At 73.6% G+C, this 12,971-nt stretch carries 12 protein-coding genes; 4 read left to right on the top strand and 8 right to left on the bottom strand.

Translation table 11 applies throughout. The features are described from left to right. Nucleotides 1-74: 74 nt before the first annotated feature. A complete protein-coding gene (locus AB0N84_RS15420) occupies nucleotides 75-728 on the top strand; it encodes a class I SAM-dependent methyltransferase (RefSeq protein ID WP_363547928.1) in 654 nt (217 codons plus the stop codon). Here the strand turns inward: AB0N84_RS15420 and AB0N84_RS15425 are convergent, their stop codons facing one another. Next, nucleotides 729-1,403: a response regulator transcription factor gene (locus tag AB0N84_RS15425; RefSeq protein WP_182045470.1), complete on the bottom strand. Its 675-nt coding sequence runs from the start codon at nucleotides 1,401-1,403 to the stop codon at nucleotides 729-731. A 17-nt stretch (nucleotides 1,404-1,420) separates the two neighbouring features. After that, entirely contained in the window at nucleotides 1,421-2,764 is a 1,344-nt protein-coding gene (locus AB0N84_RS15430; RefSeq protein WP_182045471.1) for a histidine kinase, read from the bottom strand. A gap of 215 nt (nucleotides 2,765-2,979) precedes the next feature. On the opposite strand from AB0N84_RS15430, the gene AB0N84_RS15435 reads away from it, so the two are divergent. Further along, nucleotides 2,980-3,228 carry a hypothetical protein gene (locus AB0N84_RS15435; RefSeq protein WP_182045472.1) on the top strand — a complete coding sequence of 83 codons (249 nt, stop codon included), beginning with the start codon at nucleotides 2,980-2,982 and terminating at the stop codon, nucleotides 3,226-3,228. Between the two features lie 20 nt (nucleotides 3,229-3,248). Here AB0N84_RS15435 and AB0N84_RS15440 read toward each other — a convergent pair whose 3' ends face one another. Beyond that, nucleotides 3,249-3,788, bottom strand: a complete 540-nt coding sequence (locus tag AB0N84_RS15440; RefSeq protein ID WP_289457821.1) for a gluconokinase — start codon at nucleotides 3,786-3,788, stop codon at nucleotides 3,249-3,251. A 126-nt stretch (nucleotides 3,789-3,914) separates the two neighbouring features. Here AB0N84_RS15440 and gndA point away from each other — a divergent pair, with 126 nt between their 5' ends. Beyond that, nucleotides 3,915-5,387, top strand: coding sequence for an NADP-dependent phosphogluconate dehydrogenase (gene gndA, locus AB0N84_RS15445; RefSeq protein ID WP_182045474.1), 1,473 nt, complete (start codon nucleotides 3,915-3,917; stop codon nucleotides 5,385-5,387). Between the two features lie 89 nt (nucleotides 5,388-5,476). Here gndA and AB0N84_RS15450 read toward each other — a convergent pair whose 3' ends face one another. Next, nucleotides 5,477-6,079 (bottom strand): hypothetical protein, encoded by a 603-nt coding sequence (locus tag AB0N84_RS15450; RefSeq protein ID WP_182045475.1) that lies wholly within the window; start codon nucleotides 6,077-6,079, stop codon nucleotides 5,477-5,479. Between the two features lie 205 nt (nucleotides 6,080-6,284). Here AB0N84_RS15450 and AB0N84_RS15455 point away from each other — a divergent pair, with 205 nt between their 5' ends. Continuing rightward, nucleotides 6,285-7,892: a molybdopterin-dependent oxidoreductase gene (locus AB0N84_RS15455; protein ID WP_182045476.1), complete on the top strand. Its 1,608-nt coding sequence runs from the start codon at nucleotides 6,285-6,287 to the stop codon at nucleotides 7,890-7,892. A 75-nt stretch (nucleotides 7,893-7,967) separates the two neighbouring features. On the opposite strand, the gene AB0N84_RS15460 is transcribed toward AB0N84_RS15455, so the two are convergent. From AB0N84_RS15460 to AB0N84_RS15475, 4 genes are all read right to left on the bottom strand, one after another. Then, nucleotides 7,968-8,753, bottom strand: coding sequence for a putative protein N(5)-glutamine methyltransferase (locus AB0N84_RS15460; protein WP_363547935.1), 786 nt, complete (start codon nucleotides 8,751-8,753; stop codon nucleotides 7,968-7,970). 46 nt (nucleotides 8,754-8,799) lie between these two features. Further along, the gene (locus AB0N84_RS15465; RefSeq protein ID WP_182045478.1) at nucleotides 8,800-9,777 is read right to left on the bottom strand and encodes a ribose-phosphate diphosphokinase; all 978 of its coding nucleotides are present in this window, start codon (nucleotides 9,775-9,777) and stop codon (nucleotides 8,800-8,802) included. A 55-nt stretch (nucleotides 9,778-9,832) separates the two neighbouring features. Beyond that, nucleotides 9,833-11,260 carry a bifunctional UDP-N-acetylglucosamine diphosphorylase/glucosamine-1-phosphate N-acetyltransferase GlmU gene (glmU, locus tag AB0N84_RS15470; protein WP_363547938.1) on the bottom strand — a complete coding sequence of 476 codons (1,428 nt, stop codon included), beginning with the start codon at nucleotides 11,258-11,260 and terminating at the stop codon, nucleotides 9,833-9,835. 125 nt (nucleotides 11,261-11,385) lie between these two features. Next, nucleotides 11,386-12,765, bottom strand: coding sequence for an MFS transporter (locus AB0N84_RS15475; protein ID WP_363547941.1), 1,380 nt, complete (start codon nucleotides 12,763-12,765; stop codon nucleotides 11,386-11,388). Between the last annotated feature and the right edge of the window lie 206 nt (nucleotides 12,766-12,971).

The following is a 12,971-nucleotide window of genomic DNA, read 5'->3' on the forward strand; positions in this document are numbered from 1 at the left end:
CGCCGTCGAGCGGCCGGTCCCGTCGACGTCTGCGTCTCCTGCCCGCCGCGACGCGGCGCGGTAGCGTCGTGGTCGTGCACGAGGACCGCGCGGACCCGCTCCCCGTCGACCGTGGGGACCGCGATCGCCGCGCCGGACGCCTGGTCGTCGAGGCCTACAGCGACCGAGCCGACGAGTACGCGCAGGTGCTCGGCTCGATGCACGCCGTGCACCCGGCGGACCGGTCACTCGTCGAGTCGTGGGCGGACGGGGTCACCGGCACCGTCCTGGACGCCGGGTGCGGCCCGGGGCACTGGACGGCGCACCTCGCCGGACGGAGGCACCCGGTCGTCGGTCTCGACAGCGTGCCGCGCTTCGTCGAGCTCGCCCGCGCGGCGGCACCGGACGTCGACTTCCGGGTGGGCTCCTTCGAGACCACCGGGCTGCCGGGCGACTCGATCGGCGGGGTGCTGTCCTGGTACTCGCTCGTGCACCACGCCCCCGACCGTGTCCCGGGAGCGCTGGCCGAGTTCCGCCGGGTCCTCGTGCCCGGAGGCGGCTTGCTCGTCGGCTTCTTCGCGGGCGAGGCGCTCGAGCCGTTCGACCACGCCGTGACGACCGCCCACCGCTGGCCGGTGGCGCAGATGGCCGACGTCCTCGAGCGCGCCGGGTTCATGGTCGTCGACGTGCAGCAGCGGACCGACCCTGGCATGCGTCCGCACGCGGCCGTGTCCGCCGTCAGCCGGTGATCAGGGCTGCCATCCGGGCGTGACGAGTCCGGTCTCGTAGGCGAAGACCACGAGCTGCGAACGGTCGCGCGCCCCGAGCTTGATCATCGCGCGCGAGACGTGGGTCTTCGTGGTCATCGGGCTGACGAACAGGCGCTCGGCGATCTCTGTGTTCGTCAGCCCCAGCGCGACGAGCTGCATGACCTGGCGCTCCCGTTCGGTGAGGGCGTCGAGCGCCGGCGCCAACGAGGACGGCTTCGCGTGGGTGGCGTACGCGGCGACGAGGGAACGGGTGGCGCCGGGTGAGAGCAGCGACTCCCCCGCGTGCACGGTGCGGACGGCCCGGAGCAGCTCGGCCGGCTCGGTGTCCTTCACGAGGAACCCCGCTGCGCCGCCGCGGATCGCCTCGAAGACGTAGGAGTCCTCCTCGAACGTGGTGAGGATCACGACGTGCACGGCGTCGAGGTCGGGGTCCGCGGAGATCCGCTGCGTCGCGGCGAGCCCGTCGGTGCCCGGCATCCGGATGTCCATGAGGACGACGTCGGGACGTTCCCGTCGGACGGCCTCGACGGCGGCGTCCCCGTCGCCCGCCTCACCGACGACCGTCATGCCCGGCTCGGCCTCGACGAGCGCCCGGAGCCCCGCCCGGACGAGCACCTGGTCGTCGACCAGCACGACCCGGATCGGGTTGTCCACCGAGCTCGTCGTCGGGCTCACCGTCGGGCCGCCGCATCGGTCGTGGCCGGGGTGCCCGGGGCGACGGCGACGGGCAACCGTGCCGCGATCCGCCAGCCGGACGCCGTCGGTCCCGCGGCGAGGGTGCCCCCGACGGCGTTCGCACGCTCGCGCATGCCGATGATCCCGTTGCCGGACGGGCCGAGCAACGGGGCGACGGACGGTGCGCCGGTGGCGCGGTCGGGTGCGGCGGTGTCCTCGACGACGAGTTCGACGACCTCCGGGCCGATCCGGACCGCGATGACGGCGTGGTGGTCGTGCGCGTGCTTCATGACGTTGGTCACCGATTCCTGGACGATGCGGAAGGCCGTGCGGTCGGTGGTGCGGTCCAGCGCCGCGGGGTCGCCGTCCACCTCGGCGCGGAGGTCGACCCCGGCCGCTCGTGCCCGTTCGACGAGGTCGGGCAGGCGGTCGAGACCCGGCACGGGGTTCCGCTCGGGCTCGGCACCCGCCGACGCCGACGCCGACGCGGTGCCCGGATCGCCCTGGCCGTCCACCGAGCGCAGGACGCCGAGGATCGTGCGGAGCTCCACCAGGGCGTCGCGGCTGGTGTCCCGGATGTCGGCGAGCGACTGCCGGGTGCGGTCGGGCAGGTCGGCACCGAGGTGGAGCGCCACGCCCGCCTGCAGGTTGATGAGGGACATGCTGTGGGCGACCGAGTCGTGGAGCTCGCGGGCGATCCGCACCCGCTCGTCCCGTGCTCGTCCCTGCTCCGCCGCGGCTCGGCGCCGACGACGCTCGGCGGCTCGGTCGAGTCGGACCCGGACGAGCTCGGAGACGGACAGCGTCACCGCCACCCAGGCGACCGCGAGGAAGACGCTGTCGAGTCCGCGGCCGGACCCCCGTCCCAGCACGTCGTCGGCGGTCGGGAGCACCGCGGCAGCGATCGCCATGACGACGACGACCGTCTTCCGGCGTCCCCGGAGCCAGGCGTTGGCCGCCGCCATCGTCAGGGCCGCGACGAAGGGGCCGCGCGGGCTGACGAGCACGGCGTAGCCGACGGTGGTGACCAGGGTGACGAGCAGCACCGCGCTGGGCCACCGCCACCGCCACGGCAGGACGACGACCCCGGCGACGAGCAGCGCGATCGCGACCGGACCGGGCTGTGCCGCATCGGACACCGCCGCGCCGAGCCCGTGCGGCATCCAGGGCGGTCCGCCCCCGGCACCCGCGGGCGCACCCGCCGGGAACCGGGCGGCGAGGAGCGTGCCGCCGACCTGCACGACGGCGACCGGCAGCACCCGTCCGACCCGTGCGAACCGACGGACGCCGCGCGCACGGTCGTCGGAGACCGCGAGGGGGTCGGCCGGTTCGGATCGCATGCCCCGAGCCTAGGGTCGTCCCGCTGCGGTGCCGTCGGACGAGGGCAGGAGCTGTGGACTACTCCCCGGGGAGTACGCGGCGGCGGTGGGGAGGCCTCCGTACGACCGCGGGAGGAGCGGGAAGTGGGCCTCGACGGCGGACGCGGGACGGGCCTCCCGGCCGCCAGGCTGACACCGTCACCGATCCCGGTGACGCACCACGACCGGAGGCCACCATGCACACCGCACTCTCGACCATCGCCGCCGTCGGCCCCTACGGGCACGGCGGCGGGTTCCCCTTCCCCGTCTTCCCGCTGTTCTTCCTGCTCGCGTTCCTGGCAGCGGTCGTCGTGTTCGGCGTCCTGCGCCGCGGCAGCTGGCACGCCCGTTCCGACGCCCGCGCGGTGCTCGCCGACCGCTTCGCTCGCGGCGACATCGACGCGGAGGAGTACCGCTCGCGGCTGTCGGAGCTCGGCCGGAAGTGACGTCCGGCGGGAGCTGACGCTCAGCCGGAGGTGACCGACAGCGCCGACGTGATCGTCGCCACGGTGTCGTCGACCGACCCCTCGATCGACACCGCGACGGCGGCCTCGTCGGGCTCCGGCCGCTCGAGCGTCGCGAACTGCGAGTCGAGCAACGAGGACGGCATGTACTCGTGGTGGCGGTGGGCCTGCCGGTCGGCGATCAGCTCGTGCGAGCCGTCGAGGAACGCGATCACCAGGTCCGGCGCGGCCGCCCGCAGCCGGTCGCGGTAGACACGGCGGAGCGCGGAGTTCGCCATCACGCACCGGTGCCCGGAGGCCTGGAGCTCGGCGATGCGCGCGGCGCACGCGTCCAGCCACGGCCACCGGTCCTCGTCGGTGAGGGGCGTGCCCTGCCGCATCTTCTCCTTGTTGGCCGCGGGGTGCAGGTCGTCGGCGTCGACGAAGGTGCTCGGCTGGCCCTGCTCGGCGAGGGCGTCGGCCAGTGCCTGCCCGATCGTCGACTTGCCGGAGCCGGAGACCCCCATCACGAGCACGGGCGGGAGGACGTCGCGGTCGGTCATCCCTCCACAGTACGGGCCGTCCGGTTCCCGTCCACAGTTGCTGCGACACCCGTGCCGTCCCAGGGCTGCGGTCGTACGGTGGCGGGAGGACCGCAGGCCCTCGAGACCCAGGACGAAGGAGACGACGTGGCAGAGAACGAACAGCCCGGAGACGGCGGCAAGGCGAACATCGGCGTGGTCGGCCTGGCCGTCATGGGGTCGAACCTGGCCCGCAACCTCGCGTCACGCGAGGGCAACACGGTCGCGGTCTACAACCGCACCTACGCCCGCACCCAGGAGCTCGTCGACGAGCACGGGGACATGGGCTTCATCGCGTCCGAGGACATCGACGGCTTCGTGGCCTCGCTGGCGAAGCCGCGCACCGCGATCATCATGGTGCAGGCCGGCAAGGGCACCGACGCCGTCATCGGGCAGCTCGCCGAGCGGTTCGAGGAGGGCGACATCATCGTCGACGGCGGCAACGCCAACTTCCACGACACCATCCGCCGCGAGCACGACCTGCGCGACAAGGGCCTGAACTTCGTCGGCACCGGTATCTCCGGCGGCGAGGAGGGCGCGCTGAAGGGCCCGTCGATCATGCCGGGCGGCTCGGACGAGGCCTGGGAGACCCTGGGGCCGATCCTGAAGTCGATCGCCGCGGTCGCCGAGGGCGAGCCGTGCGTCACCCACGTCGGCACCGACGGCGCCGGACACTTCGTGAAGATGGTCCACAACGGCATCGAGTACGCCGACATGCAGCTCATCGCCGAGTCGTACGACCTGCTGCGCCGCGTCGGTCGGCACTCCACGGACGACCTGGTGAAGGTCTTCGAGCAGTGGAACGAGGGCGACCTCGAGTCGTACCTCATCGAGATCACCGGCGAGGTCCTCAAGCAGCAGGACCCCGAGTCCGGCAAGGCCCTGGTCGACGTCATCCGCGACGAGGCGGGCTCGAAGGGCACCGGCGTCTGGACGGTGCAGAACGCCGTCGGACTCGGCGTCCCCGTGTCCGGCATCGGCGAGGCGGTCTTCGCCCGCGCGGTGTCCTCGAAGCCGAGCCAGCGCGCCGCCGTGCAGCAGGCGTTCCCCGACCGCCCCGACGTGGTCGACGTGCCGGACGGGTTCGAGGACGACGTCCGCGCGGCGCTCTACGCGTCGAAGGTCGTCGCGTACGCGCAGGGCTTCGACCTCATCATCGCGGGGGCGAAGGAGTACGACTGGGACATCTCGCTCGGTGACATGGCGAAGATCTGGCGCGGCGGGTGCATCATCCGCGCGCAGTTCCTCAACCGCATCGTCGAGGCGTACGACAAGAACCCCGAGCTCGAGTCGCTGCTGGTGGACCCGTACTTCGCCGACGCGGTCAAGGAGGGCGAGGCCGCCTGGCGTCGCATCGTCGGGATCGCTGCCGCCTCGGGCGTCCCCGCACCGGGCTTCTCGTCCGCGCTCGCGTACTTCGACTCGCTCGCGTCCGACCGGCTCCCCGCGTCGCTGATCCAGGGGCTGCGCGACTTCTTCGGCGCGCACACCTACCAGCGCATCGACAAGGACGGCACGTTCCACACGCTGTGGTCGGACGACGACCGCCGCGAGGTCGAGCAGGAGCCGTCCACGCACTGAGCCGGTCTCCTTGCACGCACGGCGCAGGCCTCCGTCGTACGACGGGGGCCTGTGCTGTGCCGACGACCCGGCTCGGACGCCCGTCCGGCTCAGGCGACGATGCGCTCCCGGGCCAGGTCGGCGACCAGCCGGGTGAGCCGCGGCCCCCGGCCGAGCAGCCGCCGCGAACCGGGAGCCGCCCGGACGAAGAAGGTCGCCACCGCGGCGGTGTCGTCCGGCCGCACGTAGTGCATCGCGACGGCGCTCGCGTTCCGCTGGCCGGTCACGTCCTCGATCCCGACGTGCACCATCCGGCTCCACCGGATCACGAGCAGCCGCGTGGCCCGACGCTCCTCGAGCTCCCACAGACTGGCCTCGGTCGCGCCGAACGCCCACGTCACCCGGTCGCCGAGCGTCACCTCGGGACGGGCGTCGTGCACGTCGGCACGGAGTTCGGGTGTGGGGGCGGCCGGGACGAGCCAGACGGTCGGGTCGATCCGCCGGATCGCGAGGGCGAGGGCCTCGTCGGCGCGACGACGACGCACCGACCGGGCGCGGACGACCGCGACCACGACCGCCGCGACCCCCACCGTCACGGCGACGGCCTCGGCGATGCCGAAGAAGGTGAGTCCGGTGTGCGGGGCGGACGCGACGACGACGATGCGGCTGACGACGAGTGCGGTCCAGATCCCGAGCAGGACCCAGCGCAGCACCGCGAGGCGCCGCGCGACCGGACTCGTCGGGCGTGACGGACGCCGAGGACCGCGACGGGCTCGGCGGTCTGGTCGGTCCAACACGCTCCCGATCCTCGCACGGCAGTCGCCGGTGCCGCTGGCCCGCCGCCGTGAACGCTCGACGAACCCGGCCGCCGCGCCGACTGTCAGCCCGTCCGCGGCCCGGTCGACCTACGCTGCACGGGTGAGCACGACAGCGTCCCCGAGCACGGCACCGGCCCCGCCAGCAGCACCGACGCCGCTCCGTCGGCCGCGCCTGCTCGCCGCCGCGTGCGGGGTCGTCGCGATCGTGGCCTTCCTCGCCGTGGCCGAGCTCGGCGCCCTGCTGCTCGGCGGCGCCGGCAGTCCGCTCGTCGCGGTCGGTTCGGCGGTCATCGACCTCGCTCCCCCGGCCGCCAAGAACGTGATGGTCGGACTCTTCGGGACCGGTGACAAGGTCGCGCTGTTCGTGCTGATGGCCGTCATCACCGTCGCCGTGAGCGCGGGAGCGGGGGTCCTCGAGCGCGCCCGTCCGCCGTTCGGTGCCCTCGTCTTCGCCGTCGGTGGCGCGCTCGCGCTGTTCGCCGTGACGACCCGGTCGGGCAGCGGCACGTGGGACGGCGCGCCGACCGTGCTCGGTGTCGCGGCGGCCGTGGTCGTGCTCCGGGTCCTGCTGCAGAAGCTCCGACGGTGGGAGGCGGCGGCAGCGGTGCCGTCCGCGTCGCCGCGACCGGCCGCGACCGAACGGCGGGTCTTCCTCGTGTGGGGCGTCGCGACCGCCGCCGCCGCTGTCGTGGTGGGCGGAGCCTCCCGCATCGGCACCGCCTCGCTGCAGGCGGCGGCGGCCGCGCGCCGAGCCATCCGTCTGCCGGCCGCGGCGTCACGCGAGACCGCGGTCCCCGCAGGCGCGTCCCTCGACGTCGACGGCGTCACCCCGTACGTCACGCCGAACGCCGACTTCTACCGCATCGACACCGCGCTCCGGGTGCCGTCGATCGACCCGGCCGACTGGCGGCTCCGCATCCACGGCGCCGTGGACCGGGAGGTCGAGGTCACGTGGGACGAGTTGCTCGCCCTGCCGCTCGAGGAGCACATGGCCACGCTCAGCTGCGTGTCGAACGAGGTCGGCGGGGACCTCATCGGCAACGCGCTCTGGCTCGGCTACCCGATCCGGTCGCTCCTGGCACGTGCGGGGGTGCACGACGACGCCGACATGGTGCTCTCACGGAGCATCGACGGGTTCTCCGCCGGCACCCCGCTCGACGTACTGCAGGACGAGGACACCGCAGCGCTGCTGGCGGTGGGCATGAACGGCGACCCCCTGCCGCCCGAGCACGGCTTCCCGGTGCGGATGGTCGTGCCCGGGCTCTTCGGCTACGTCTCCGCGACGAAGTGGGTCACGGAGCTCGAGGTCACCCGCTTCGCGGACGCCCAGGGCTACTGGACGCCCCGCGGCTGGTCGGAGCGCGGCCCCGTCAAGCTCGAGTCCCGGATCGACACGCCCCGCGGCGGTGCCTCGCTGCCCGCAGGCGAGCCGGTCGCGATCGCCGGCGTGGCCTGGCACCCGCACACCGGGGTGAAGAGCGTGCAGGTCCGCATCGACGACGGGGCGTGGCAGGACGCCGAGCTCGCGGACTCCGTGTCGGCGGACACCTGGCGGCAGTGGGTGCACCGCTGGACCCCGTCGGCGGGATCGCACCGCATCGAGGTCCGGGCGACGAGCGCGGACGGCCAGGTGCAGACGAGCGTCCAGCGCCCGCCCGCACCGAACGGCGCGACCGGCTGGCACACCGTGCAGGTCAGCGCCGGCTGACCCGACGACCACGGTCGGCGCCAGCCCGACGACCACGGTCAGCGCCGCCGGACCTGGCGACCGCGGCACCGCGCGTCAGGACGGACGGACCGCCACGACGCACGTGCCGTCGACCTCGTCGTCGGTCTCGACCGACACCGCGAAGCCCGCGGCTGTGAAGGCCGCGGCGGACACGGCGGCCTGCTCCGCGGACACCTCGATGACGACCGCACCACCGGGACGCAGCCACTCCCCCGCTCCGACGGCGATGCGCCGGTGCACATCGAGGCCGTCCGCACCGCCGTCGAGCGCGACCCGCCGTTCGTGGTCGCGTGCCTCGGTCGGCATCGTCGCCACCGCACCCGTCGGCACGTAGGGCGCGTTCACGGCGAGGACGTCGACGGCGCCGCGGAAGCGCTCCGGCAGGGGGTCGAAGAGGTCGCCGAGCACGACGATCCCGCGGTCGCCGATGTTCTCGGCCGCGACGTCGACCGCGTCCGGGTCGATGTCCGCGGCGACCAGGTCGAGCGCTCCGACGCGTCCGAGCAGCGCCACCGAGACCGCACCGACGCCGCAGCACAGGTCGACCACCCGGTCGTAGCGCTGCAGCCGCCGCGCAGCGTGCTCGACGACGACCGTCGTGCGGGTCCGGGGCACGAACACCCCGGGCACGACGCGGACACGGTGCCCGTCGAACGCCGCCCACCCGAGCACGACCTCGAGCGGCTCACCCGCGAGCCGCCGCTGGACCAGTCCGCGCAGCCGCACGGGGTCGCCGTCACCGGCGTCGAGGAGCAGGTCGGCCTCGTCCTCGGCGAAGACGCTGCCGGCGGCACGGAGTCGCGCCGCGAGCGCGGCACGGGCGGGATGGACGCCAGGCACGACTCAGCCCGCCGGCCGGCTCACGGACGGCGCGTGGCCGGCTCGGTCAGGCAGCACCGTCGAACATCGAGGTCACGGAGCCGTCGTCGAACACCTCGTGGATCGCGCGGGCGATCAGCGGGGCGATCGGCAGGACCTCGAGGCGATCCCAGCGCTTGTCCTCCGGCAGCGGCAGCGTGTCGGTCACGACCACGCGGTCGATGAACTCGCTCTGCAGGAGCTCGGTGGCCGGGTCGGAGAACACCGCGTGGGTGGCGGCGACGACCACGCCGGTCGCGCCCGCGTTCTTGAGCGCCTCGGCCGCCTTCGCGATGGTCCGGCCGGTGTCGATGAGGTCGTCGACGAGCAGGCAGACCCGTCCGGAGACGTCACCGACGATCTCGTGCACCGAGACCTGGTTCGGCACGAGCGGGTCGCGGCGCTTGTGGATGATCGCGAGCGGGGCACCGAGCTTCTCGGACCAGATGTCAGCGACGCGGACTCGCCCCATGTCCGGCGAGACGACGGTCAGCGTCTTCGGGTCGAGGATCTGCTGGAAGCGCTCGAGGAGCACGGGCATCGCGAAGAGGTGGTCGACGGGGCCGTCGAAGAAGCCCTGGATCTGCGCCGCGTGCAGGTCGACGCTCATGATGCGGTGCGCGCCCGCGGCCTTGAACAGGTCCGCGACGAGCCGGGCCGAGATCGGCTCACGCCCGCGGCCCTTCTTGTCCTGGCGCGCGTAGGGGTAGAACGGCGCGACGACGGTGATCCGCTTGGCCGAGGCACGCTTCAGGGCGTCGACCATGATGAGCTGCTCCATGAGCCACTCGTTGATCGGCGCGGTGTGCGACTGGATGACGAACGCGTCGCAACCGCGGACCGACTCGTCGAAGCGCGCGTAGAGCTCGCCGTTCGCGAAGGTCCGTGCATCGGTCGGCACCAGGTCGACACCGAGCTCCTCGGCGATCTGCTTCGAGAGTTCCGGGTGGGCCCGACCCGACACGAGGACGAGTCGTTTCTGGCCCGTGGTCTTGATTCCGGACAAGTGCGGTGCTCACTCCCTGACCCGCTCGGGGTCGTCTCGATCGACCCGACCGCCGTCAGATCTGTTCGCCGTGCGCGTGCCGAGCCGCCTCGGCCGCCGGCGAACCGGGTCGGTGTTCCTCGACCCATCCGTCGGTGTTGCGCTGCGGGGCGTAGCTGATCGCCAGCGACCCGGCCGGTACGTCCTTGCGGACGGTCGTACCCGCGCCGGTGTACGCCCCGTCCCCAATCCTAACCGGGGCGACGAACACGTTGTGCGAGCCGGTGCGGACGTGCGACCCGACCTCGGTCCGGTGCTTGTGCACGCCGTCGTAGTTCGCGGTGATCGTGTTCGCGCCGATGTTGGACTCCTCGCCGACCTCGGCGTCGCCGATGTACGACAGGTGCGGGACCTTGCTGCCGCGTCCGATGACCGCGTTCTTCGTCTCGACGAAGGTGCCGATCTTGCCCCGCTCGCCCAGGACCGTGCCCGGACGCAGGTAGGCGAAGGGCCCGACGGAGGCGCCGTCGCCGATGACCGCGAGGGTGGCGTCGACCCGGTTCACCACCGCGCCGGCGCCGACCTCGGTGTCGCGGAGCGTGGTGTCCGGCCCGACCACCGCGCCGGCGGCGATCGCCGTCGCGCCCACGAGCTGCGTCCCGGGCAGGATCTCGGCGTCGGCCTCGATCGTGACGTCGAGGTCGATCCAGGTCGTGGCTGGGTCCTGCACGGTGACCCCGGCGACCTGGTGCCGGCGGACGATGCGGGCGTTGAGCTCGCGGGCGGCGTCGGACAGCTGCGCGCGGTCGTTGATGCCGGCCACGAGCCACGGGTCGGTCAGGGTGACGACGTCGACGGCACCGCCGCGCTCGATGACGAGGGCGGGCACGTCGGTGACGTACTGCTCGCCCTGGGCGTTCGCGGTGGTGAGCGACGGCAGCACGGCGCGCAGGTGCGTCACGTCGAAGGCGTAGATGCCGGCGTTGTACTCGGTGATGGTGCGCTGGGCGTCCGTCGCGTCCTTGTGCTCGACGATGCCGACGAAGGTGCCGGCGGCGTCGCGGACGATGCGGCCGAGACCGGTGGCGTCGTCGGCGATCGCGCTCACGAGCGTGACGGCGTTGCCGGCGTGGGCGTTCAGGAGCGCGCGGAGCGACACCGCGTCGAGCAGCGGGACGTCGCCGGAGAGCACCACGACGGTGCCGTCGAAGTCGTCGGGCAGCGCCTGGACCGCGACCTGGACCGCTCGTCCGGTGCCGGGGACCTCGTCCTGGTCGACGACGATCGCGTCGGGCGCGCGCTCGGCGACCTCGGCCGCGACGCGCTCCCGCTCGTGCCGGACGACGACGGCGAGGTGCTCGGGCTCGAGCGAGGCGGCCGTCCGCAGCACGTGTGCGACGAGGGGCAGGCCGGCGAGCCGGTGCAGCACCTTCGGGGTGGACGACTTCATGCGCGTGCCCTGCCCGGCGGCGAGGACGACGACGGCGATGCGCTGGTCGGTCATGCTCCCATCCTGGCGCAAGCACTGCCGACGGGTGCACGGCGAGCACGACGTGCACGGCGTGCACGGCCTGCACGGCCTGCACGGACGCGACGCACCCACTCGGCGGTGCCGGGCTCCCGAACCCGCTAGGCGGCCGCCGGCTCCCGCCGGACGAACGCCATGAGCACGAGCCCCGCGACGAGCACCACCACGACGCCGATGATCCCGAAACGTGTCGATCCGCCGACGGTGACCGCGATCCCGAACAGCGCCGGCGCGAGGAACGACGCCGCCCGCCCGGTCGTGGCGTAGAGGCCGAAGAGCTCGCCCTCGCGACCGGGCGTCGCGAGCCGCGACAGGTACGCCCGCGACGACGACTGCACCGGGCCGACGAACAGCGCGAGGGTCAGCCCGAGCACCCAGAACCCGGCGGTCGCGTCGCCCACGAGGAACACGCCGACCCCGGTCAGCGCAAGTCCGGCGAGCGAGACCGTGATGACCGCGCGCGACCCGAAGCGGTCGTCGAGCCGACCGGACGCGAACGTCGCGATCCCCGCGACGACGTTGGCGGCGATCGCGAAGAGGATCACCTGCGACGGCGTGAAGCCGAACACCTGCGCGGCCACGATCCCGCCGAAGGTGAACACCGCGCCGACCCCGTCGCGGAACACGGCGCTCGCGACGAGGAACGCCAGGACGTTCCGGCGCTCCCGCCACAGCCGCGCGACGTGCCGCCCGAGGTCGCGGTAGGCGCCGAGCAGGCCGCCCGCGCGCGTCCGGTCCGGTGCCGCCTCGGGCACCGTGAGGAAGAGCGGGACCGAGCTCACGGCGAGCCACACCGCGGCGATGCCGATGGCGACGCGCACGTCCCACGACCCGGACGCCACCGTCGACGGCAGGTGCAGGAGTCCGGCGACCCCCTCGTCGCCGAAGTCCTGGATGCAGAGCACGAGCAGGACGACGAGCAGCACGATGCCGCCGAAGTACCCGGCCGCCCACCCGATCGCCGACACCCGGCCGGTCTGCGGGCCCGGCGCCACCTGGCCGAGCATCGCGTTGTACCCGACCGTCGCGATCTCGTAGGCGACCGTCCCGATGCCGAGCAGGGCCGCGCCGAGCACCAGGTACGGCTGCTGCGGGGCGACGAACACCATGGCCCCGATGGACAGCGCGACGCCGACCGTGCCGATGAGCACCGACCGGCGCCGGTGCCCGGACGAGTCGGCGAGCCGCCCCACCGCGGGGGCGACGAGCGCCACCACGATCCCGGCGACGGTGAGCGCGGTCGAGACGGTCGCCGCGTTGTGCGCGAGTTCGCGCTCGACGGCGCGCGCGGCGTCCGACGAGGACCCCTCGGCGGCGACGAGCCCCGGGTCGACGAACGCACGACTGGCGAGGTACGTGCTGAAGACGAAGGTCGTGACGACGGCGTTGAAGGCCGCGGACCCCCAGTCCCAGAGCGCCCAGGACACGAGAGCCCGTCGGTCGGTGCGCTGCGGCACTGCCGCCGCCGGTGTCGCGGTCATGGCCGAACCGTAGCGCGTCGCGGTGTCGCGGCGGTGCCCCCGGTCCGGGTGCGTCGGCAGGTGCGGTCGCCGGACCGGACCGCGAGACGGACGGGAGGCGCGGTGCCAGCTGGCCGAAGGCGATCGGGTCGTGGACGGCCTGGTCGAGTGCGGCGTCCATCCTCGGGCCGGTCGTCGGCGGACTGATCGTCGACGGCATCGGCTGG

This window comes from Curtobacterium sp. NPDC089185 (assembly GCF_040685235.1).
In the GTDB taxonomy this organism is placed as follows: domain Bacteria; phylum Actinomycetota; class Actinomycetes; order Actinomycetales; family Microbacteriaceae; genus Curtobacterium; species Curtobacterium citri.

Coding starts and splice junctions, on each gene's coding strand:
- AB0N84_RS15440 (WP_289457821.1), bottom strand. CDS start 3,788: ATGACCGACCGCGACGTCCTCCCGCCCGTGCTCGTGATGGGGGTCTCC.
- AB0N84_RS15475 (WP_363547941.1), bottom strand. CDS start 12,765: ATGACCGCGACACCGGCGGCGGCAGTGCCGCAGCGCACCGACCGACGG.
- glmU (WP_363547938.1), bottom strand. CDS start 11,260: ATGACCGACCAGCGCATCGCCGTCGTCGTCCTCGCCGCCGGGCAGGGC.
- AB0N84_RS15430 (WP_182045471.1), bottom strand. CDS start 2,764: ATGCGATCCGAACCGGCCGACCCCCTCGCGGTCTCCGACGACCGTGCG.
- AB0N84_RS15435 (WP_182045472.1), top strand. CDS start 2,980: ATGCACACCGCACTCTCGACCATCGCCGCCGTCGGCCCCTACGGGCAC.